Genomic DNA, 21466 nt, shown 5'->3' with positions numbered 1-21466 from the left:
CTTGGTCTCTTCCCGCAGACACACCACTTCACCTACTCGAAAATCACGGAATTTGTTTCGATAGCATTCAACATTGAGCAATCGACTTGACGAGCAATCTCGCCAATCGATCGACATTCCAATAGCTCCTGCACATTCGATTTATAAATTGTTATTGAGCACGCACGTTTCCCGGTGCTCATATCGACGCACCACCGTCCTAATCAGGTGAGCCACGACAGAAGCACCTCGGATAATCGAAGCCTTTTGAATTGCATCAATGCAAATAAAACGAGGTGCCCCAGCTCACGACATCAATCATGATCACTACGGCACCAGGATTGCCATGTCGATTGCATGACAACCCATTTATATTTCGATCCCGCCTGAAGCACCCCAAGCGACGCAAGCACCTGGAGGCGCGGGACATCCGACCGTCACTTCACCGCGAGATCGAGCGCCTCAATCTTCACGATCAAAACTGGATATCTCGAACTGCTTGCGATCCTTGTCGCGAATCCACTCGGGCGCACGCCCTACCCCCGACCATGTCGCTCCGCTAACAGGATCGAAGTAGCGCGGCCGCCGTTTGGTCGCCTGCCGCAGGACATCGACAGTAAAAATATCTTCTGGAGCAAAACCGAACTCTCGAACGCAATACTTGATCTCGAGCAAAATCGCCTCCATGGCAATTCGTCGTTCCTCAGCGATCCGAGATTCCAGTTTCGATTTTGTATCGAGATACTCTCGATACGACTCCAGCTTGCTCATTGAGATAATTACAAACCGCCATTCGTCATCAAGAAAGATGTCGATCGAGTCGACAACCCGAAAACATCACGCGACTCGCTCCATTCTTCGTTACTTGTCGCAGCTGAATCGCAACGTTAACGACAGCCAATCATTATTCGCCGCGCGGCCTCACGCACAATTCCAGCCACAAAAAAATCCGGAGCGGACCCTACACCTGCTTCAACAATCCGTATGTCGCATCGTATATCCACGACGAGCGTCGATTGACAACATTTGTCACACATTGATCGCTCCCCAGTTGCTCCAATTCGTTCATAAAAGTTGACAAAAAGACTGTCGAGAAATGCCACTCTATTACGCAAATCAGACCTGCTACCGGCCACGAGGAATCAAAACATATTATTGCAAATGCCTTTCAGAACATTCGACAAGTCAATCAGCTCCAATGCAAGCAGGCATGCGCGGATTCGAGCAACACGATGAAAGATGGTGCCAATGAAAATTCTTGCCGTTGACGACGAGCCAGCACAGGCGGCGCTTCTCCGCGACACACTGATCGCCGAGGGATTCGATGTACGGAGCGCCACCGTGGGCGCAGAGGCCATCCGGTTCCTCGAAACCGACACCGTCGATCTGGTCGTGCTTGACTGGAACTTGCCGGATATCTCCGGACTGGAAGTCCTCGCCTGGATTCGCACACGAATCGGCAGAGATCTCCCCGTGCTGTTCCTGACGAATCGCGTGCGCGAGGACCAGCTCGTCGTCGCACTCGAGGCAGGTGCCGACGACTACATGGTCAAGCCCATCCGTCGCCATGAATTGATCGCACGCGTACGTGCTCTGCTGCGACGGGCCTATCCGGGGAATTCAAAGCCGGCGTCGATCAATATCGGTCGTTACCGTCTGGATCTCGTGAGCGAGACCGCGTTCTTGAGCGACGAGCCGATCAAACTGACATCTCGAGAGTTCACGGTTGCCGTTGCGCTATTTCAGAATTGTGGCCGCGCAATGCCGCGAGACGCGCTGATCAAGTCGATCTGGGGGCGCCATAGCGACCATATTTCCCGCACGCTCGACACGCACATCTATCGTGTGCGATCCAAGATGCGTATCGGCCCCGAAAACGGTGTTCGGCTTCGCGCTGTCTACAATCACGGTTATCGGCTGGAGTTGCTCGATCCCAACCACACGCACGATGCGGAATAGCGGCTGCCGTCACCCGCGCCAAAGACAACCCTACGTGACCGACGAACTTTCACGCGTCGCTCCTGCCGGGTGAACACCGAGGGCTTGCAGTCAGGAAATGGCGTCACCCTGACCGCCGCGCAAACCATGTGCTGGTTGCACGATACGGCAGCCGGCATCGGTGATCGACGCGCCGTTGACCATGGTTTCCCTCTCTGCTGGTACCGCCAATTTCCAGGCGAGCGCCGTCACGCTCAGAATTCGATACAGGGAATGGATGTTGCATTTTTCAACCTCACATCGGAACGTCGTTTCCCGCATCGGTACGATCGTGACCGGCACGGGAGACTGCACGAGCCGCCGTTACCGAGCCTGCTCGCGCGGCGGCCTGATGATCGGCTTTGTCGAGCCTTGAATCAGTCGAGACGCAAGTGGCATGGGCTCACCATGTTTGGGGCGATCGGCTAGCCAGGCCACGCAGACGGCCAGCGCAATCGCGCTCCCCCACAAAGTCAACAGAACACGCATCCTCACCTCACCTTCACCGGCTTGGCCGCGGCCTGCGTGATTGTCGCCCGCGGTTTCGGTACCGTTTCGAGGACAACCACCAGCGTCACGACAAGCCCGCAGATCAGAAGACCGCACATCCCGAGCATTGCTTTATTCATTTCTGCGCCCCCCTGCATCGTTTGACCGAATGCACCGATCGAGCCGCTCGGGCGACCGTGCACGGACGCTCGAATCACACCCGGAAGGCTCGACGCGATTCGATCGCCCGATGACCGGCCACAGAATGCGTCCTGGTGACGGTCGCGTCGCCCTTGATGCCGTCGATCGCGCTGAAGTTGCCATTGGCATGACGAGGCGCATCGGTCGTTGGCTATCTCGAGTCCCGAAGGCGAACCGAGCCTTTCGGCGATCCCTGAACGCATCCGCGGCGATATCACTTGTTGCCCACAAAGAGGCTCGTCGTTGATCTTCGGGGAAGAGGTCAGCTTCAATTTCTCATCAGTCAATTAATCAGTAATGCAGAGTAATCAGTGAAGAATCCGACTTCACCCAAGATACCGAAGCATCATCAGATTGGAGCGGACTCTCGACGGTTCACGCGTTTGTGTCGCCCGGCCACAACTGGCCGGCAGTCGCCCGACACGGTCGCCTGAAATGCCCGAAAGCCGCGGGCCGGAATGGCCCAGGAGACGGTTCCGTTTGCTCCATTTGGTCGACTAGTCGCGCCGATACGCCCTCTCCGCCGACAAAGCCTTAGCGTCGAACTCCAGTTCAGACAAAACGCGCTCGATTACCTCGGTCCAGTTTCCGCGCGTGGTCTGGGTAAAGATTCGCATGCCTGGATACCACGGACTATCGTCGCGGTTGCGCAACCAGCGCCAGCAGCCCGCATACCGGTTCAGTAACCACACGCGCTTCCCCATGGCTGCGGCCAGATGAGCGACCGCGGTGTCAACGGAAATGACAAGATCCAGCGCGTCGATGAGGGCTGCTGTATCGGCAAAATCCCTCACCTCGTGCATCCAGTCGACTACGTGTGGATACTTCTCGTGAGAAAGCTCTTTCGAAATGTCATCCGTCTTCTGCAAGCTGATCCAGTGCGCGTGAGGCCACGCAAGCAATGGCGCCATCGTATCCAGATCGATACTACGCCGGCGATCTTCGGGCGTGCCCGAATGCCCTCCCGCCCAGACCACCCCGATGCGTGGCAGGGTGCCTGGCTGCAACTTCGCCACCTTCGATGACCATTTTCGCGTCCGTCGCCGATTCGCGTACAAATAAGGCAGATCGGCGGGAATGTTGTCTACTTGCGTTCCGAAGGCCATCGGCAGCGACAGGAGCGGGCAATACCAGTCCCACCGAAGCGGGTCGAATGACTTGTCGTCGAGCAGTGTCAGATTTGGCCACCGAGAGCAGAGCGAATCAGTCAGCAGCCGACGCAGTGGTTTTGGGCATAAAAGGCCAACTGCCGTGAATTGCCGAAGCACCATTTCGAGATATCGACAAAAATGCAACGTATCGCCCAATCCCTGCTCGGCCAGAACGAGCAGGCGGTTTTCGCCAGGCGGCAGCCCTTGCCCCTGCCACCGACGGATCGGCAAAGCCGGGTACTTGGCCCCAGGATACGAATCGCCCGGCAGCATGGTTACCCACCGGTGTTCGAAGTACGGCCAGGCCTCCCTATATTCACCGGCGCGAAGCAATGCATATCCAAGGTTGCCGCAGGCTACGAGATTTTTGGGATCCAACTCGATTGCTCGACGATACGAACTGATTGCGAGGTCGGTCTCGCCTAACAGGCTGAGGCACACGCCCATATAGCTATGGGCATCCGAACGTGCCGGATTTCGTTCAATCGTGCGTCGACAAATATCGATGCCGTCTTCCGGCTTTTCGTCCAGCACCAAAGCCAGACACAGGTTGTACAACAACTTCGAAGTGTCCAGATCCGGCTGGTGATCTTCGGCAAACGCCAGACCGCTTCGCGCGCTTGCTGCCGCCTGCGAAAATGCCCTCAATCGTGTTTGCACCACGCTCAGGCTGTTGTAGAAGACGGCATTGGGAGATGCATCAATAGCCCTCTTGAACCAGTCCTCCGCCTCCTCAGCCCTATCCTCAGCCTTACCCAATGAAAAAGCGATCAGCCCTCTCAGATGCAGGACATCACCGCTTGACGGGTACTCCTTCAGAACGTCTTCGACCAGCCGAAGAGCGCGTTCAGGCTGGCCAGCGTGATAAGCCTCGATGGCCTTGTCATAGCACAACTGGATATCGTCGATATTCGATTCCATAGGAACCCCGATCAGCAACCCACGGTAGTGAACGTTTCGCAGCGCAGTCCGGAATCGCGATATGGATGATGGATATCCACTATCGCCTCAATACCGAAAAAACAATATCCAGAGATCGGTCTTGGCCGAACACCGTCCAAGGGAATCCCGCCCCCTGCCCCCCCACGATGAGAAAAAAACGCCAAGCGCGAGCTTGGCGAAAATCCGAGGGTTTGCGCTCTAGTGGACAGCGCAATTGCAATGCTACTCGTCGGTATGCGGCGAGATCTGAACGATTGTCACATTTAGGAATATTGATCACATCAGATCTCCTGACCCCACGAAATGACGAGTAGCACCATGGCCTCAACATCGCTGCCGTGGACACCGCCGCCCCCAAAACGGGTTCAACGAGCGATGCGCCCCCACCGGAAGGCGTCATATCGGCAACATGATCGGTTCGAAGTTGCATGAGTCACGACAGCGACAGCGGTAAAACGCGCGAAAACAACAAAAGCCCCCTTTCAAAGCAACACCGTGAAGCGCGCTACCCGGCCGGACCGGCCGCCCAACGACACCCCATCAAAGAACCCGTGCCGGCGTCGATCCGACGCGCAGCAACACCGCCTTCGCGCTTGTCGGACGCCCCCTTGCGCCCTTCCGCTCGGATCCATCGGTCCGCGCAATACCATTCATTTTTATTACATAGATCTTTACGTTTTACCTATTCACCAAACAACGTCCGCATAAAACCCGTAAGCCATCGGATTACATTCAGTAATTTAGATGCGAATCATTCTCGTTTACATTGACTTTCGCATTCGACACTCCTACGATGCGCCGCGTTGCGTTCATCTTTGTGCCCTGGCCAATCGGCGCCGAGCGTTCGGATAGCGCCTTAAAAGCAGGACTCCAGACTAAGAAAACCAGGGGTTTGATATGAAGTTTGTGTCGTTCCACGGAGACCGCATCCGCGTCCGGATGCGCCCCGCCGCCTGTGCGGCCGTCCTCGCTTGCGCGTCGTTCGCGAGCGGCGCCGCGTTCGCCGCCACGCCGGTCGACGCGCAACCCGAAGCGCCCGAAGCCGACCTCGCGATCCAGGCAAAGCCGACCAACATGTGGACCGGCATCTGGAGCCGCCAGAGCCTGCTCGGCGACATGGGCGGCATCCGCCCGTGGCTCGGCAAGTACGGCGCGACGCTGCAGATCACCGAAACCAGCGAATATCTCGCGAACCTGCGCGGCGGCCTGAATCGCGGCGGCGCGTACGACGGGCTGACGACGGCGACTTTGACGGTCGATACGCAGAAGGCGATCGGCCTGCCCGGCGGCACGTTCAACGTCAGCGCGCTGCAGATCCACGGCACCAACCTGAGCGCGCGGAATCTCGGCACGCTCAACACCGCGAGCGGCATCGAGGCGCAGGGCACAACGCGCCTGTGGGAGCTGTGGTACCAGCAGTCGTTCCTCGACAAGCGCGTCGACGTGAAGATCGGCCAGCAGAGCCTGGACCAGGAATTCATGGTCAGCACGTATGCGAACACGTTCGTCAACACGATGTTCGGCTGGCCCGCGCTGCCGTCGTACGACCTGCCCAATGGCGGGCCCGCCTACCCGCTCGCCGGCCTCGGTGTGCGTGTGCGCGCGCAGATCACGCCGAAGCTCACCGCGCTCGCGGGCGTGTTCGACGGCGATCCGCTCGGCAACAACCCGAACAACCTGAGCGGCACGAACTTCAACCTGCACAACGGCGCGCTCTACATCGGCGAGCTGCAGTACGCGCTGAACCAGCCGTCCGACGGCGAAATGGACACCGGCCGCTCGAACGGGCTGCCGGGCACCTACAAGGTGGGCGTCTGGTATCACAACGGCCGCTTCGCGGACCAGAACGTCGGTACCGACGGGCTGTCGCTCTCGGATCCCGCGTCGAACGGCAGCGCGCAGCAGCACCACGGCGACTACAGCTTCTATGCAGTGGCCGACCAGATGATCTGGCGCCCGGACCCGACGGGCCCGCGCAGCCTCGGCGTGTTCGCACGCGTGATGGGCGCTCCCGGCGACCGCAACCTGGTGAGCTTCTCGGCCAATGCGGGCGTCGTGCTGAAGGCACCGTTCGAAGGCCGCGACAACGACAGCGTCGGCCTCGGCGTCACGTACATCCAGGTCGGCAACCACGTGACCGACCTCGACCAGACCGCGCGGACGTTCGCGACGGGCCCGTACGGCGTGCGCACCCGCGAGACGACCGTCGAGGCGACCTACCAGTACCAGGTCAACCCGTGGTGGGTGATCCAGGCCGACGCGCAGTACACGTTCAATGCCGGTGCCGGCCAGAACCCGAGCGACGCGACCCAGCCGCTGCGCAACACGTTCGTGCTCGGCGCGCGCACGACCATCACGTTCTGAGCACCGCGCCCACGCTACCCGTTTTTTCACGCGCCGCCGCGGCGGCGCGTCCCCCAGGAGAGACCCAGATGAATCAATCCGCCCCGCTTCGCCGCCTCGCGACGGGCGCACTGGCCGCCGTCGCGCTGACGGCCGCCGCCGGCGCGTTCGCCGAGCCGCAAGGCTTCCTCGAGACACTCCATCGCCACTCGCTGCTCGTCAACACGGTGCCCGACAACGGCGACCAGAACCCGTACGCGATCGCGGTCGCGCCGGTGTCGGCCGGCACGATCCAGGAAGGCGACGTGCTCGTCGACAACTTCAACAACGCGGCGAACCTGCAAGGCACCGGCAGCACGATCGTCAACTACCGCCCGTCGACCAAGCAGATGAGCCTGTTCGCGACGATTCCGCGCGACCTGAAGGCATGCCCGGGCGGCGTCGGCCTGTCGACCGCGATGACGATGCTGAAGTCGGGCTGGGTGATCGTCGGCAGCACGCCGAGCAACGACGGCACGACGTCGACGAAGGGCGCCGGCTGCCTGATCGTGCTCGATCCGCAAGGCAAGGTCGCCTCGACGTGGTCGAGCCCGAACATCAACGACCCGTGGGGCAACATGGCCGTGGTCGACCGCGGCGACAGCGCGACGCTGTTCGTCAGCATGGCCGGCTTCGGCGTCGGCGGCGCGGACGGCAACCCGCCCGTCTACAAGCAGGCGACCGTGCTGCGTCTCGACCTCGACGTGCCCGCCGGCAAGCCGCCCGCGATCAAGCAGGAAACGGTCGTCGCGAGCGGCCTCGGCGCGCAGGCCGACAAGGGCGTGTTCCTCGTCGGCCCGACGGGCCTCGCACTGTCGGGCGACCAGAAGAAGCTGTACGTGTCGGACGCGATCGGCAACCGGGTCGTCGAGATCGACGATCCGCTCACGCGCGACACGAGCGCGGGTGTCGGCCGCCAGGTCACGGCCGACGGCTTCCTGCGCCGCCCGCTCGCGCTCGCGACCGCGCCGAACGGCCATCTGCTCGCGACCAACGCGCTGAACGGCCAGGTCGTCGAGATCGATCCGGTCGCCGGCAAGCAGCTCTATGCACGCTGGATCGACACCGACAAGGCGCAATCGCCGCCCGGTAACGGCGACCTGTTCGGGATCGCGATGACGCCGGCCGGCGACGGTTTCTATTACGTCCAGGACGACGTCAACACGCTGATGCTCGCGAAGTAACGGAGCCGACCATGGCAGACGATCTGAACCCGCCGTCGCGCCCCGCGCGCCGCGGCTTCCTGAAAGCCGGCGGCGCGGCGGTGGCCGCGGGCCTCGCAGCGGGCGCGATGCCGGCCGCACACGCGGCCGATGCAGCCACCCCGGCCGCGCCGGATGCGCACGCGCACGACAACGACCTCGAGCCGTTCTACGGCAAGCACCAGAGCGGCATCACGACGCCGCAGCAGCGCAACGCGTATTTCGCGGCGCTCGACCTCGCAACCGACAAGCGCGCGGACGTGATTGCGTTGCTGAAGACGTGGACCGACGCGGCCGCACGCCTGACGCGCGGCGACACCGCGCAGCCGCTGCCGGCGACCGGCGGCGACGACGTCGCACCGGCCGACTCGGGCGACGCGCTCGGCATCGGCCCGTCGCGGCTGACGATCACGTTCGGCTTCGGGCCCGGCCTGTTCGCCGTTGCGGGCAAGGACCGCTACGGCCTCGCGAAGCAGCGCCCGGCCGCGCTTGTCGACCTGCCGCGCTTCAACGGCGACCAGCTGATTCCGGAGAAGACGGGTGGCGACCTGTTCATTCAGGCGTGCGCGAACGACGCACAGGTCGCGTTCCACGCGGTGCGCCAGCTCGTGCGCCTCGGCGGCAAGGCCGTGCAGATGCGCTGGGGCCAGGCCGGCTTCACGTCCGGCAAGCCGGGCGAGACGCCGCGCAACCTGATGGGCTTCAAGGACGGCACGATGAACCCGTCGCGCGACGACCCGGCCGCGATGAACGAGTTCGTGTGGGCCGGCAGCGAAGGCCCGGCGTGGATGAACGGCGGCACCTACACGGTCGTGCGCCGCATCCGCATCACGCTCGAACACTGGGACAACACCGAGCTCGGTTTCCAGGAGCAGGTGTTCGGCCGCAAGAAGTACAGCGGCGCGCCGCTCGGCGGCAAGCAGGAATTCGAAGCGCTCGACCTCGACGCGGTCGACAAGGACGGCAATTCGGTGATCCCCGACAACGCGCACGCGCGTCTCGCATCGCCGCAACTGAACAACGGCGCGCAGATCCTGCGTCGCGCGTATTCGTACAACGACAGCGCGAACTTCTACATCGAGCGCTGGCCGCCGTGGCGCCAGCAGACCGAGTACGACGCGGGGCTGATGTTCGTCGCGCACCAGCGCGACCCGCGCAAGGGCTTCATTCCGATCAACGAGAAGCTCGCGAAGCTGGACATCATGAACCAGTTCACCACGCACGTCGGCAGCGCGATCTTCGCGTGTCCGCCGGGCGCGCAACCCGGTTCGTATATCGGCGCCGCGCTGTTCGAAGCGTAACGACACGACGACGCAACGACACGCAACGACACGCAACGACACGCAACGCACTCATTTTTCCGGGCCGCCCGGATGCAACTCACGACGACGACATGAACACTTCACCCGTTAGCCGCCCGCTGCGGCACCTGATCTCCGCGGCCGCCGCCGCGCTCATGCTGACCGGCGCGCTGCACGTCTCGCACGCGCATGCCGCGACGCTCACGCTGTACAACGCGCAGCACGAGCAAGTCGTCAACCAGCTCGTCAAGGACTTCGAAGCGCAGAGCGGCATCACCGTGAAGGTGCGCTCGGGCGAAGGCCCGGCGCTCGCCGCGCAGATCGTCGCGGAAGGCGATCGCACGCCGGCCGACGTGTACTTCACCGAGAACTCGCCCGAACTCGTGCTGCTCGACCGCAAGGGCCTGCTCGGGAAGGTCGACGGCGCCGCACTGCAAGCGGTGCCCGCGCGCTTCAACCCGGCCGACGGCAACTGGGTCGGCGTGCTCGCGCGCGAGAACGTGCTCGTCTACAACACCGCGAAACTCCAGCCGCAGCAACTGCCCGCGTCGCTGCTCGATCTCGCGAAGCCGGAATGGAAAGGCAAGGTCGGCGTCGCGCCGAGCGATGCGGACTTCCTGCCGCTCGTGAGCGCGGTGCTCGCACTGCACGGCGAAGCCGCGACGCTGCAATGGCTGAAGGGCCTGAAGACCAACGCGCAGATCTTCGACGACGACGAAGGCGTGACGGCGGCCGTGAACCGCGGCGGCGTGCTGACCGGCATCATCAACAACTACTACTGGGACCGCCTGCACGCCGAGCTCGGCGACAAGTCGACGAAGAGCGCGATCCACCACTTCGGCAATCACGACGTGGGCGCGGCCGTAAACGTGTCGGGTGCCGCGGTGCTGAAGGCGTCGAAGCACCAGGCCGACGCGCAGAAGTTCGTCGACTATCTCGTCAGCGAGCGCGCGCAGAAACTGATGGCGGGCGGTCACATCAGCTTCGAATATCCGCTGCACCCGGGCGTCGCACCCGACCCGATCCTGAAGCCGTTCAACGAACTGAGCCCGCCGGCGCTGACGTTCGAACAGCTCGGCGACGACAGCCAGGCCGGCAAGCTGCTGCGCCAGGCCGGCCTGCTCTGACCGTGAGCGACGCCGTGTCCCGCACGGCGCGCGCCGTGCACGACGGCGAACGCACCGCGACGCGGCGGCGCCCGTCGCGCGCGCTCGTCGCCGCGGCCGCGTGCGGGCCGCTGTTGATCCTGCTGCCGCTCGGCTTCACGCTGTACCGCGCGGCAACCTTCGGCTTCGACGATGCGATCGAGCTGCTGTGGCGGCCGCTCGTCGGCGAACTGCTCGTCAACACGCTGTCGATCACGCTCGCCGCGACCGTCGCGTGCACGCTGCTCGGCACCGCGGTCGCGTGGTTCATCGAGCGCACGGACCTGCCGGCCCGGCCGCTGTGGGCCGCACTCGCCGCCGCGCCGCTCGCGGTGCCGCCGTTCATCACGAGCTATGCGTGGGTGTCGCTGAGCCTCGACCTGCAGGATTTCCTCGGCGCGCTGATCGTGCTGACGTCCGCGTACTTTCCGCTCGTCTATCTGCCGGTGGCCGCCGCGCTGCGCGAGCTCGATCCCGCGCTCGAAGAAAGCGCGCGCACGCTCGGCTGCTCGCCGTGGCATACCTTCTTTCGCGTCGTGCTGCCGCAGTTGCGCCCCGCGCTGTGCGGCGGGATGCTCCTCGTCGCGCTCGGCGTGCTGTCGGAGTTCGGCGCGTTCCAGCTGCTGCGCTTTCGTACCTTCACCACCGAGATCTTCGCGGAATACCGCACCGCGTTCGACGGCGGCGGCGCATCGTTGCTCGGCTGCGTGCTGATCGCGCTGTGCCTGCTGTGCCTCGCGATCGAGGCGCGTGCGCGCGGCCATGCGCGCTACGGCCATACGCACCGCGCCGCACGCCGCGTCGCGATGCGTTATCCGCTCGGGTATCTTCGCGGCCCGGTCGCCGTCGCGTTCGCCGCGCTCGCGGCCGCGACGCTCGGCGTGCCGCTCGCGATGATCGGCTACTGGCTCACGCAACAGGGCGCGGCCGCCGTCACGCCGGCCGACGTGTCGCCCGAGCTGCTGTTGCAGACCACGCTCGCGTCGAGCGGCTACGGCCTCGCGGCGGCGGCCGTCACGACGCTGCTCGCGCTGCCGCTCGCGTTCCTGCTGGTCCGTTATCCGGGCCGCGTCGCGACGCTCCTCGAACGCACGGCGATGACCGTGCAGGGCGTGCCGGGCATCGTCGTCGCGCTCGCGATCGTGTCGATCACGGTGCGGCTGCTGCAGCCGCTCTATCAAAGCGCGCCGGCGCTCGTCGGCGCATACGCGATCCTGTTCCTGCCGCTCGCGGTCGTCAGCGTGCGTGCGGCGCTGTCGCACGTGCAGGTCCGGCTCGAGGAAACCGCACGCTCGCTCGGCCTCGGCTGGCGCGCGACGCTCACGCGCGTTGTGCTGCCGCTCGCGGCGCCCGGCCTCGGCGCAGCCGCGACGATGGTGTTCATCTCGGTTGTGACGGAACTCAACGCGACGCTGCTGCTGTCGCCGATCGGCACCCGCACGCTCGCGACGCAGGTGTGGAGCGATACGGCGACGCTCGCGTTCGCGGCCGCGGCGCCTTATGCGGCGCTGCTCGTCGCGCTGTCGCTGGGCGCTTCGGGACTGCTGTTCCTGCTGCTCGGCCGCGCGTCGGTGCGCGACTGAGCGCCGCCCTTTTTCTCCGGAACCGCTCATGAGCGAATTACGCATTCACGGCCTGTCCAAATCGTTCGGATCGCATACCGTCCTGCACGACATCGATCTCACGGTGCGGCGCGGCTCGCGGCTCGCGCTGCTCGGCCCGTCCGGCAGCGGCAAGACGACGCTGCTGCGCGTGCTGTGCGGCTTCGAGCGTGCCGAGCGCGGCACCGTCGAGATCGACGGGCGCCGCGTGGCCGCGCCCGACGTGCATCTGCCGCCCGAACAGCGGCGGATCGGTTACGTGCCGCAGGAAGGCGCGCTGTTTCCGCATCTGTCGGTGGCCGACAACATCGCGTTCGGGCTGCCGCGCGCGGCGCGGCGGCGCCATCATCGCGTCGACGAACTGCTCGAGATGGTCGGCCTACCCGCGTCGTATGCGAGCCGTGCGCCGCAGCAACTGTCCGGCGGGCAGCAGCAGCGCGTTGCACTCGCGCGCGCGCTGGCCCCCGAGCCGTCGCTCGTGATCCTCGACGAACCGTTTTCCGCGCTCGATACGTCGCTGCGGCACGAAACGCGCAGCGCGGTCGCGGACGCGCTCGCCGCGGCGGGCGCAACGTCGGTGCTCGTCACGCACGACCAGCCCGAGGCGATGACGCTCGGCGACGAAGTGGCGGTGATGTGGCAAGGCCGGCTCGTGCAGACAGCCGCGCCACAGATGCTGTACCGGCAGCCGGTGACGCGCGACGTCGCGTCGTTCGTCGGTCAGGCCGTGCTGCTCGCGGGCCGTGTGCATAACGCGCGCATTGCGTGCGCGCTCGGCGAGCTGCCCCTCGTCGCACCGCTACCCGACGGGCCGGCCGACGCGATGCTGCGCCCCGAGCAGATCGGCATCGTGCCGGTCGCGCAGGTCGACGCGGCGCGCGGCCATACGGCGCGCGTCGAAGCCGCGCAGTTCGCGGGTCAGGACGCCGACGTGCTCGCGCGCCTCGATGCCGACAGCGACGTGCTCGTGCGGGTACGCGTGCCGGGACACCGGTGTCCGGCCGTCGGCGAACGCGTGGCACTGGTGGTGGACGGCGCGGTGATGGCGTACGCGCGCTGAGCGGCGCGGATCGTCGTCACACGCGGTCACGCGTCATCACGCGTCGGCGCAGCCCGCGCCCGACAGCGGCCGGAACGTCCGGCCCTCCGTCTCGACCGCCGCGCCCAGCAGCCGCGCGAGACCCTTCGCACCTTCGCGCATCACGACATCGTGATTCCATCGGAACAGCGGCCGCGCGAGCGGCTCCAGCCAGTTCATCCAGCGCACGTGCGTGCGGATGTGCCAGTCGTAGCGCACGACGGTGCACGCGCCGTCGCCGGCAAACGACCAGCATCCGTTGCCTTCGATCGCGCCGCTCGCGCGGCCTTCGAGCGCATGCGGCGGCTCGACGCGGCGCACGCGCATGTCGAAGGTCAGCCGGTACGGCAGCGCGCCCTTCCACGTATATCGGTGCAATGCGCCGATGCCGCGCGCGTCGCCCTCCTCGATCTCCACGGTGCGCACAGCGCCCTTCCACCAGTCGGGCCAGCGGTCGACCTGGTAGATCGCATCCCAGACCGCCGCGAGCGGCGCGTCCACGCGCCAGGTCGTCGAGAACCGGTATTCCGCCATGCAGCCTCCGGCGTGCCCGTCAGGGGCTTGGATCAGGGCGCCGGTCAGGGCGCGAAGAAGCGCTCGGGAAACGCGACGTCGATCTCGACATCGTCAAGCGTCACCGTTTCGAGCGGCACATCGTCATCGTCCGCGAAGCTGACGACCTTCAGCGGAAAGCCGTCCTCGGTGTCCAGCCACAGCCGGTAGCGATGCACGCCGTCGACCACGTGCGCGGGAGCGCCCGTGACCGACACGCGCAGCGCGGTCCGGCCGCCGACGGCCTCCTCGCCTTCGGTCACCGTCGCGCCGCCTTGCTGCAGCGCATGAACGTTGCGCAGCAGTTCGCCGACGTCCGACCGGTCGACCCGGTGGCCGCTGCGGTCGCGCACGAGCGGATTGGACGGCGACAGCGTCAGCGCGGGCGGCGCGTGTGCGCCGAACGGGCGCAGCCGCACCTTGCCTTCGCCGGGATCGTACGCGAGCACCGCGCCGTGATGCGGCGACACGAAATCCATCCGGACGAAACCCGGTTTCAGGTACGCATAGCGGAATTCGGTGTGCTCGCCGCCCCGCGCCGACGAGCGGATCGTCGCGCGGTACGAGCGGACGTGGTCGAAATGCGTCTGCGCGACGGTCACGGGATCGGCTGTCATGCTCGCTCCTATCAGGCTCGCGGCCAGCAACGCGGCGATCACGGCGCCGCCTCGACGTCGAGCACGCCTTCCATCCCGCGCTCGCGATGGCTACTGAAAAACAGCAGCCGATGCGTGCAATAGTAGGCGAACCGGCCCGCTTGCGTCGGCGTGAAGCGAAAGGTCTTCGGTGTCGTGGTCAGTTCGGTGTGCACCGCGATGCCGGCCTGCGGCGCATCGATTTCGAAGCTGTGCGGCACCAGGCCGCGCTCCGCCGATACGGTCAGCTCGACCGGCATGTGCGCCCGCACGATCACGTGGTTCGGATGGAAGAAATAGCTGCCACCGACGATCGCCACCCGCTGCACGCCGTCGGCGTCAACCGGCACGCGCACCGGCGTGTCGCCGTCCGCCCGCGCAAACGCGGCGCCCGTCACGAGCGCCGCGAGCACCAGCCCCTTTGCCATCGTCGTCTTCATTGTCTGGCTCCCTGCCGGCGCCGCGCGCGTCATCCCTTCCACGCGTCGGTCGAACCGCCGAGCGCGCCGCACGCTTCGATCGCGAGCTCGCGCAGGCGTCGTTCGTCGCCGCGGCCGGACAATGCGTAGCCCATGCCGCGATCCGACCAGAAATACGTGTAGCGGCCGTCGGCCGACATCGCCTGCGGCGCGAGGTGCCGCGTGTCGTACGCGGTCACGTACAGCGTCACGCGCTCGCCGTCCGCGCGCTGGTACATCAGTTGCGCGGCCGGCCCCGCTTCGCCGGGGAGCAAGCGGCCGCCCAGCAGCGCGTAGCCGTATTCGTCGAGCGACGGGGCGCGCACGGGTCGCCCGACACGCGCCGACAGCCACGCGGCGAGACGTTCGGGATTGCCCGCGCCGACCTCGACCGGATGCTCGCGATCGGCTGCGTACACCGCATACGCGACATCCGCGCGCGCGGCAAACGCCGGTGCGCTGCCGAACGCCGTCCAGCCCGCGTGCAGCGCGACGCCGATCAGCAGCCCGGCCGCCAGCCCCGCGAATGCATACGCGAACCCGCGCCGGCGCGACGCGCGACGCTGCACGAACAGCGCGGACGCGGCGCTCGGCAGCGGAAACAGCGCCTGCAGCGCGTCGCGCTGCGCCCGGTAATGCGCGAATCGTTCCGCCTCCTCCGGATCGGATTGCAGGCGCTCGAGCACCACGCGGTGTTCGTGCCCGGACAGCTCGCCGTCCAGCAACGCGGACAGCAGTTGTGCCGACGCATCGTCGTCCCGCTCGTTCGAAGGCTTGTGCGAATCGTCCATCATGTTTTCCCGATCACCCGTAACGCGGCCGTGCCGTGCGCCGACGGCTCGTCCGACAGCAGTGCGCGCATCTGCCCGCGCGCCCGCGCGAGCCGCGACATCACGGTGCCCACCGGCACGCCGAGCACCTGCGCGGCGTCGCGATAGCTCAACTCTTCGAGCGCGACCAGCAGCAGCACCTCGCGCTGCTCGACCGGTAGCCGGTACAGCGCGCGCTGCACATCGCGCAGCACCAGCCCGCCGATCTCGCCGGCCGGCGCGGCCATCGTCTGCCACGGCGCCGTCGCGTCGTCGACCGCGATCTCGTGCCGCGCACGCAACTGGTCGATGAAGCGATGCCGCAGCAGCGTCAGCAGCCACGCGCGCAGGTTGCCGCCATCGCGCGGCGGCCGGTTCAGCGCACGCTCGAGCGTGTCCTGCACGAGATCGTCCGCCCAGGCCCGGTCGCCCGTCAGCGCACGCGCATAGCGCGTGAGATGCGGCAGCCACACCAGCAGATCCGATTCGTAGCTCATCAGGATGCCTCGCGCGTTGCCGCGCCATCACACCGTCGCGCCATCATGGACGCGCGACGTGCCACATGCCGCCGATCCCGTCGCCGCCCGTGTCGCCGGCCTTGTGATCCATCTTCCAGCGATACAGCGGGCGCCCGCGATACGCCCATTGCTTCTTGCCATCGTCGCGCGCGACGAGACTCAGCGCGCCCGATGCCTTGTCGTACGGGTCGGCGAGCGCGGGCGGCCAGTTGGCCGCGCAGGCGCTGTCGCACGCGCTCTTGCCAGGCGCGTCGCGATCGAACACGTACAACGTCATGTGCGCTTCGTCGACCAGTTTCCCGTCGCCGACCTGGGGCGGGTCCGCGGCCGCCGGCCGCACGATCGCCGCTGTCAGCGCGGCGGCGAGGAGCATCCGTTTCATTGCCGTTCTCCTTGACGTGGCCTCGCGGCACGGCGGCACCGGACGGGACGATCGGCTTCGTCGCGATCATTATCCCGCCGGGCGGCCGTGCCGGGATTCGGTATGTAAACGGACGGAGGCGGCCGGTTATTCCATGCCGTCCGGCGCGGGTCGGCAGCGGCCATTCGTGCGACGAAAGAAAGCGGGACATCAAAAGACAACGCGGCATGACATTCCTGTCATGCCGCGTTGCGCGCCCCGTATTGCCCGGCGGCCGAGACGGCGCCGCCGGGCAATCAGGCAGGTTACTTCGGCAGTGCGCCCGTCAGCGACTGGAGCAGCGACGTCACCGGTGCGAGTGGGTTGCTCGGCGAGCTGCTGCCCGAATGCGGCGTGACCGACAGGCCCGGCGCGGAGCCGAGCGCCGTGCCCACCGTCGTGCCGACCGCATTGACGACCGTCGCCGTTGCGTTCGCGCCCGTCGTCAGCAGCGAGCCAACCGCGCCCGCCGTGCCGCCGGCCGCGTTCGCGCCCGAACCGAGCAGGCTGCCGCCGGCCGCCGCCGTCGAACCGGCCGCGCCCGTCAACGCGCCGGCCGCCTGCCCGAGGGCCGCCGGACCGTTCGCGAGTGCGCCCGTCACCGAACCGAGCGCGCCGGTCAGTGCGCCGGCCGGGTTGCCGCCGCCCGTCAGGCCGTTCACGAGGTTCGTGATCGGTGCGATCGGGTTGTTGCCCGCCGCGCCCGACAGCGTACCGACGACCTGGTTCACGACGCCTTGCACCGGTGCCAGCGGGTTCGTGCCGCCCAGCCCGCCGAGCGCGCCCACCACGGAGCCGACCGCGTTGCCCAGTGCGTTCGTGGCCGTGCCGACCGCGTTGCTGCTGCCGAGCGTGCCGACGACCTGGTTCAAGACGCCCTGCACCGGCGCCAGCGGATTCGACCCGCCGAGGTTGCCGAGTGCGCCCGTCACCGAGCCAAGTGCACCGGTCAGCGCGCCGGCCGCGTTGCCGCCCGTCGGCAGCGCGTTCTGCAAGCCGTTGACGAGGTTCGTGATCGGCGTGATCGGGCTGCCACCGCCGGCGCCGGACAGCGTGCCGACGACCTGGTTCACGACGCCTTGCACCGGCGCCAGCGGGTTCGCGCCGCTGAGCGCACCCGTCACCGAGTTCAGCGCGTTCGTCAGTGCGCCTGCCGGATTGCCGTCGCCGAGCGTGCCCGCGAGCTGCGTGACGACGCCTTGCACCGGTGCGAGCGGGCTTCCTGCACCGCCGACGTTGCCGAGCGTGCCCGTGATCGTGTTGACCGCGTTGCTCAGCGCGCCGGCCGGGTTGCCGCTGCCGAGCGTGCCCGTGACCTGGTCGACGACGCTCTGGATCGGCGCGATCGGGTTCGAACCGCCGCCGATGTTGCCCAGTGCGCCCGTTACCGTGCCGAGTGCGCCGGTCAGTGCGCCGGCGGGGTTGCCGCTGCCGAGGGCGCCCGTGACTTGGTTCACCACGCCTTGGACCGGCGCCAGCGGGTTCGAGCCGCCACCGATGTTGCCCAGCGCGCCCGTCACCGTGCCGAGTGCGCCAGTCAGTGCGCCTGCCGGGTTGCCGCCACCGAGGGCGCCCGCGACTTGGTTCACCACACCCTGGACCGGCGCGAGCGGGTTCGAGCCGCCACCGATGCCGCCCAGTGCACCCGTTACCGTGCCGAGTGCGCCGGTCAGTGCGCCTGCCGGGTTGCCGCCACCGAGTGCGCCCGTGACCTGATTCACGACACCTTGTACCGGCGCCAGCGGGTTCGAGCCGCCGCCGATGCCGCCCAGTGCGCCCGTTGCGGAGCCGAGTGCGCTGCTCAGCGCCCCCGTCGCCGTGTTCAGCGCGCCGGTCAGTGCACCGGCCGGGTTGCCGCCGCTCAGCGCGCCCGTGACCTGATTCACGACACCTTGCACCGGCGCCAGCGGGTTCGCGCCGCCGCCGATACCGCCCAATGCGCCCGTTGCGGTACCGAGTGCGTTGCTCAACGCGCCGGTCGCCGTATTCAATGCGCCAGTCAGTGCACCGGCCGGATTGCCGCCGCTGAGCGCGCCTGTCACCTGATTCACCACACCTTGCACCGGCGCCAGCGGGTTCGCCCCACCGCCGATACCGCCCAGCGCACCGGTCACCGTGCCGAGTGCACCGGTCAATGCGCCTGCCGGGTTGCCGCCACCAAGCGCGCCCGTCACCTGATTCACCACGCCTTGGACCGGCGCCAGCGGGTTCGAACCGCCACCGATACCGCCCAGCGCACCGGTCACCGTGCCAAGTGCACCGGTCAACGCGCCTGCCGGGTTGCCGCTACCGAGCGCGCCCGTCACCTGATTCACCACGCCTTGGACCGGCGCCAGAGGATTCGAGCCGCCGCCGATACCGCCCAGTGCGCCCGTTGCGGTACCGAGTGCGTTGCTCAACGCGCCGGTCGCCGTATTCAATGCGCCAGTCAGTGCACCGGCCGGATTGCCGCCGCTAAGCGCACCCGTCACCTGGTTCAGCACACCCTGTACCGGCGCGAGCGGCGTCACCGTGCCGCCGCCACCGCCGAGTGCACCCGTCACCGCCCCCACGGCGCCGGACAGCACCTGGCCTGGATCGCCGAGCGACGTCTGGATCGCGCCTGCCCCGCCCGCCGCCACGGTCACCGAGCCCAGCGGCGACGTGCCCGTCGCGACCAGCCCGACCGACACGCTGTTCGTCGGCGGATTGACGATCACTTGCGGGATCGGCAGCGAATCGAGGGCCCCCGCCATCGCGGAACCCGAAGCCAGTACCCCGAACACCGTCGCGACCGACAGCGCCACACCCGTCAATTTAAGATTTTGTCCCATCCTTATTCACCCCATCTCGGTTGGCACTACGTTGATAAAGCATGGGGACGGATTGCACGAAGCGTGCCAATTCAAAAAAGCGGATCCATTCGTCTGTCCATTTCCACCCAATAACGCCTTTTTTATTGATTTCAGGCGAAACAAGCGGGTTGCAGACGGTTGCGGAGTCCGAATCATCTGATGAAAAAGGCTGACGGAACGCGGATGTAACGTAACGTTTGCGAGCCCCGTGGTAACGTGTTCCGGTACATTCCGCGTCACGCCGGAACGTCCGGTCGCGACGGTGCGGCACCTCGTCTGCGCCGGCTACGCATTGCGCATTTCAGCGATATGAAAATGCATTGATAAATCGCGAATTGGCTTATTTTCTTTATTCCGCGATTTCTTTCTTGCCGATTACGCAGATCATTTCCGATCGCGTGGCATTCGACAATACGGACAGCCGAACGAAAAACTGTGACAGCCGCATTGCAAGCGGTGCGCGCGGCGACGGCAACCGGGGCCGCATCGCCGCGCGGCAGGTTCAACCGAAGCGCGCGGGCCGATACGGATGGGGATCGATATAGGTCGGCGCGCCCGTCATCATTTCGGCAAGCAGGCGCCCGGTCGCGGGGCCGAGCGTCAGCCCGTGATGGCAATGGCCGAACGCGAACCACAGATGCCGATGGCGCGACGCGGGCCCGATCACCGGACGCATGTCGGGCGTGCACGGCCGCATCCCGAGCCACGGCTCGGGATCGAGCCGCTCGCCGATGCCGAACGCGTCGCGCGCCAGCGGTTCGGCACGGGCGAGTTGCACGCCGGTCGGCGGCGCGCCGCGCAACGCGATCTCGACGCCGGTCGTGAGCCGCAGGCGGCCGCCCTCCATCGGCGCGACGACGAAACCTTCCTCGGTATCGCACACGGGCACGTTCAGCGGCGTGCGCGTCGGCCGGTAATGCATGTGATAGCCGCGCTTCGCGCGCAGCGGAATCCGGTAGCCGAGCGGCGCGAACACGTGATCGGACCAGGGCCCGAGCGCGACCACGGCCGAGCGTGCCGAGATCGGCCCGTGCTCGGTACCGACCCGCCAGCCGTCATCCACCTGCGCGAGCGTCGTCGCGTCGCCCCGCACGAACGTGCCGCCGTCGCGCTCGAACAGCCGCGCATAAGCCTTCGTCAGCCCGCCCGGGCTCGACACGGTCTTCGGATCCTGCCAGTGGAATGCGCCGCAGAACGCGTCGCTGATGCCGGGCTCGCGCTCGCGCAGCGCACGCGCGTCGAGCACCGTCATCCGCAGCCCGCGCGCGGCGGCCACGCGCTGCTGCGCACGCGTTTCCGCATCGAACAGCGCGGGCGACCGGAATGCCTCGATCCATCCGCCGTCATGCACGAGCGGCTGCGCGTCAGTGCGCGCGAGCAGCGCGTCGTGCTCGACGACGCTCGCCGCGACGAGCGGCAGCAGGTCGCGCGCGGCGGCCGCGAGCCGCTGCGGCGACGATTCGCGCCAGAAGCGCGCGAGCCATCCCGCATAGGCAGGCAGCGCGCGGTAGTCCCAATAGAGATCGACCGAGCGATTGCGCGCATAGCGCAGCAGCGTGCCGAGCCGGCGCGGAAACGCATACGGCACGACCGACGAGCGCTCGATCAGCCCGGCGTTGCCGTGGCTCGTTTCCTCGCCGGGCGCACGCCGGTCGACGAGCGCGACGCGCAGCCCGCGATCCTGCAGATGCAGCGCCGACGACACGCCGACGATGCCGGCCCCCAGAACGATGACGTCGAAATCCATGGTTCCCCGTACTGCGTCGAGATTGGATGCGACACGCGCCGGCACCGCGGCCGGCGCGCGGCCGT

Annotated in this window: 18 protein-coding genes; 7 read left to right on the top strand and 11 right to left on the bottom strand. The window is 66.5% G+C overall.

The features are described from left to right. Nucleotides 1-441 precede the first annotated feature (441 nt). Complete coding sequence (locus H3H55_RS04120) at nt 442-750, bottom strand: H-NS histone family protein (RefSeq protein ID WP_193097755.1); 309 nt, start codon at nt 748-750, stop codon at nt 442-444. A 477-nt stretch (nt 751-1227) separates the two neighbouring features. On the opposite strand from H3H55_RS04120, the gene H3H55_RS04115 reads away from it, so the two are divergent. Then, entirely contained in the window at nt 1228-1938 is a 711-nt protein-coding gene (locus H3H55_RS04115) for a response regulator transcription factor (RefSeq protein WP_193097754.1), read from the top strand. Nucleotides 1939-2028: 90 nt separating this feature from the next. On the opposite strand, the gene H3H55_RS04110 is transcribed toward H3H55_RS04115, so the two are convergent. Both H3H55_RS04110 and H3H55_RS04105 read right to left on the bottom strand, forming a co-directional pair. Then, nucleotides 2029-2259: a hypothetical protein gene (locus tag H3H55_RS04110; protein WP_193097753.1), complete on the bottom strand. Its 231-nt coding sequence runs from the start codon at nt 2257-2259 to the stop codon at nt 2029-2031. A gap of 884 nt (nt 2260-3143) precedes the next feature. After that, nucleotides 3144-4718, bottom strand: a complete 1575-nt coding sequence (locus H3H55_RS04105; RefSeq protein WP_193097752.1) for a tetratricopeptide repeat protein — start codon at nt 4716-4718, stop codon at nt 3144-3146. Between the two features lie 918 nt (nt 4719-5636). Between H3H55_RS04105 and H3H55_RS04100 the strand changes: the two genes are divergently transcribed. The 6 genes from H3H55_RS04100 to H3H55_RS04075 all read left to right on the top strand — a co-directional run bounded on the left by H3H55_RS04100 (nt 5637) and on the right by H3H55_RS04075 (nt 13430). Then, a complete protein-coding gene (locus tag H3H55_RS04100) occupies nt 5637-7103 on the top strand; it encodes a carbohydrate porin (protein WP_193097751.1) in 1467 nt (488 codons plus the stop codon). A 68-nt stretch (nt 7104-7171) separates the two neighbouring features. Continuing rightward, nucleotides 7172-8305, top strand: a complete 1134-nt coding sequence (locus H3H55_RS04095) for a hypothetical protein (protein WP_129513864.1) — start codon at nt 7172-7174, stop codon at nt 8303-8305. Nucleotides 8306-8316: 11 nt separating this feature from the next. Beyond that, a complete protein-coding gene (efeB, locus tag H3H55_RS04090; RefSeq protein ID WP_193097750.1) occupies nt 8317-9624 on the top strand; it encodes an iron uptake transporter deferrochelatase/peroxidase subunit in 1308 nt (435 codons plus the stop codon). A 92-nt stretch (nt 9625-9716) separates the two neighbouring features. Beyond that, entirely contained in the window at nt 9717-10751 is a 1035-nt protein-coding gene (locus H3H55_RS04085; RefSeq protein WP_193097749.1) for an iron ABC transporter substrate-binding protein, read from the top strand. Nucleotides 10752-10753: 2 nt separating this feature from the next. Then, nucleotides 10754-12352: an ABC transporter permease gene (locus tag H3H55_RS04080; RefSeq protein WP_193097748.1), complete on the top strand. Its 1599-nt coding sequence runs from the start codon at nt 10754-10756 to the stop codon at nt 12350-12352. Between the two features lie 28 nt (nt 12353-12380). Then, on the top strand, nt 12381-13430 hold the full coding sequence (locus tag H3H55_RS04075; protein ID WP_193097747.1) for an ABC transporter ATP-binding protein: 1050 nt from the start codon (nt 12381-12383) through the stop codon (nt 13428-13430). 36 nt (nt 13431-13466) lie between these two features. On the opposite strand, the gene H3H55_RS04070 is transcribed toward H3H55_RS04075, so the two are convergent. The 8 genes from H3H55_RS04070 to H3H55_RS04035 all read right to left on the bottom strand — a co-directional run bounded on the left by H3H55_RS04070 (nt 13467) and on the right by H3H55_RS04035 (nt 21401). After that, entirely contained in the window at nt 13467-13982 is a 516-nt protein-coding gene (locus H3H55_RS04070) for an SRPBCC family protein (RefSeq protein ID WP_193097746.1), read from the bottom strand. A 44-nt stretch (nt 13983-14026) separates the two neighbouring features. Beyond that, on the bottom strand, nt 14027-14659 hold the full coding sequence (locus H3H55_RS04065) for a LolA family protein (RefSeq protein ID WP_129513858.1): 633 nt from the start codon (nt 14657-14659) through the stop codon (nt 14027-14029). Continuing rightward, nucleotides 14656-15075 (bottom strand): quinol oxidase, encoded by a 420-nt coding sequence (locus H3H55_RS04060; protein WP_193097745.1) that lies wholly within the window; start codon nt 15073-15075, stop codon nt 14656-14658. The genes H3H55_RS04065 and H3H55_RS04060 overlap by 4 nt, the downstream gene beginning before the upstream one ends. 29 nt (nt 15076-15104) lie before the next feature. Then, nucleotides 15105-15887, bottom strand: coding sequence for an anti-sigma factor family protein (locus H3H55_RS04055; protein WP_193097744.1), 783 nt, complete (start codon nt 15885-15887; stop codon nt 15105-15107). Beyond that, a complete protein-coding gene (locus H3H55_RS04050; protein WP_048242823.1) occupies nt 15884-16399 on the bottom strand; it encodes a sigma-70 family RNA polymerase sigma factor in 516 nt (171 codons plus the stop codon). The genes H3H55_RS04055 and H3H55_RS04050 overlap by 4 nt, the downstream gene beginning before the upstream one ends. 43 nt (nt 16400-16442) lie before the next feature. Beyond that, nucleotides 16443-16802 (bottom strand): hypothetical protein, encoded by a 360-nt coding sequence (locus tag H3H55_RS04045; protein WP_193097743.1) that lies wholly within the window; start codon nt 16800-16802, stop codon nt 16443-16445. Between the two features lie 284 nt (nt 16803-17086). After that, nucleotides 17087-19633, bottom strand: a complete 2547-nt coding sequence (locus H3H55_RS04040; protein WP_193097742.1) for a beta strand repeat-containing protein — start codon at nt 19631-19633, stop codon at nt 17087-17089. Between the two features lie 523 nt (nt 19634-20156). Continuing rightward, nucleotides 20157-21401 carry an NAD(P)/FAD-dependent oxidoreductase gene (locus H3H55_RS04035; protein WP_193097741.1) on the bottom strand — a complete coding sequence of 415 codons (1245 nt, stop codon included), beginning with the start codon at nt 21399-21401 and terminating at the stop codon, nt 20157-20159. Nucleotides 21402-21466 lie beyond the last annotated feature (65 nt).

The sequence above is a fragment of the Burkholderia sp. Z1 genome (genome assembly GCF_014893795.1).
GTDB classification, from domain to species: Bacteria; Pseudomonadota; Gammaproteobacteria; order Burkholderiales; family Burkholderiaceae; genus Burkholderia; species Burkholderia theae.
The sequence above is the reverse complement of the archived record's forward strand: the minus strand, read 5'-3'. Positions and strand labels throughout refer to the sequence as shown.

Coding starts and splice junctions, on each gene's coding strand:
- H3H55_RS04050 (WP_048242823.1), bottom strand. CDS start 16,399: ATGAGCTACGAATCGGATCTGCTGGTGTGGCTGCCGCATCTCACGCGC.
- H3H55_RS04115 (WP_193097754.1), top strand. CDS start 1,228: ATGAAAATTCTTGCCGTTGACGACGAGCCAGCACAGGCGGCGCTTCTC.
- H3H55_RS04055 (WP_193097744.1), bottom strand. CDS start 15,887: ATGATGGACGATTCGCACAAGCCTTCGAACGAGCGGGACGACGATGCG.
- H3H55_RS04100 (WP_193097751.1), top strand. CDS start 5,637: ATGAAGTTTGTGTCGTTCCACGGAGACCGCATCCGCGTCCGGATGCGC.
- H3H55_RS04060 (WP_193097745.1), bottom strand. CDS start 15,075: ATGAAGACGACGATGGCAAAGGGGCTGGTGCTCGCGGCGCTCGTGACG.
- H3H55_RS04120 (WP_193097755.1), bottom strand. CDS start 750: ATGAGCAAGCTGGAGTCGTATCGAGAGTATCTCGATACAAAATCGAAA.
- H3H55_RS04085 (WP_193097749.1), top strand. CDS start 9,717: ATGAACACTTCACCCGTTAGCCGCCCGCTGCGGCACCTGATCTCCGCG.
- H3H55_RS04035 (WP_193097741.1), bottom strand. CDS start 21,401: ATGGATTTCGACGTCATCGTTCTGGGGGCCGGCATCGTCGGCGTGTCG.
- H3H55_RS04040 (WP_193097742.1), bottom strand. CDS start 19,633: ATGGGACAAAATCTTAAATTGACGGGTGTGGCGCTGTCGGTCGCGACG.
- H3H55_RS04075 (WP_193097747.1), top strand. CDS start 12,381: ATGAGCGAATTACGCATTCACGGCCTGTCCAAATCGTTCGGATCGCAT.
- H3H55_RS04105 (WP_193097752.1), bottom strand. CDS start 4,718: ATGGAATCGAATATCGACGATATCCAGTTGTGCTATGACAAGGCCATC.
- H3H55_RS04045 (WP_193097743.1), bottom strand. CDS start 16,802: ATGAAACGGATGCTCCTCGCCGCCGCGCTGACAGCGGCGATCGTGCGG.
- efeB (WP_193097750.1), top strand. CDS start 8,317: ATGGCAGACGATCTGAACCCGCCGTCGCGCCCCGCGCGCCGCGGCTTC.
- H3H55_RS04095 (WP_129513864.1), top strand. CDS start 7,172: ATGAATCAATCCGCCCCGCTTCGCCGCCTCGCGACGGGCGCACTGGCC.
- H3H55_RS04070 (WP_193097746.1), bottom strand. CDS start 13,982: ATGGCGGAATACCGGTTCTCGACGACCTGGCGCGTGGACGCGCCGCTC.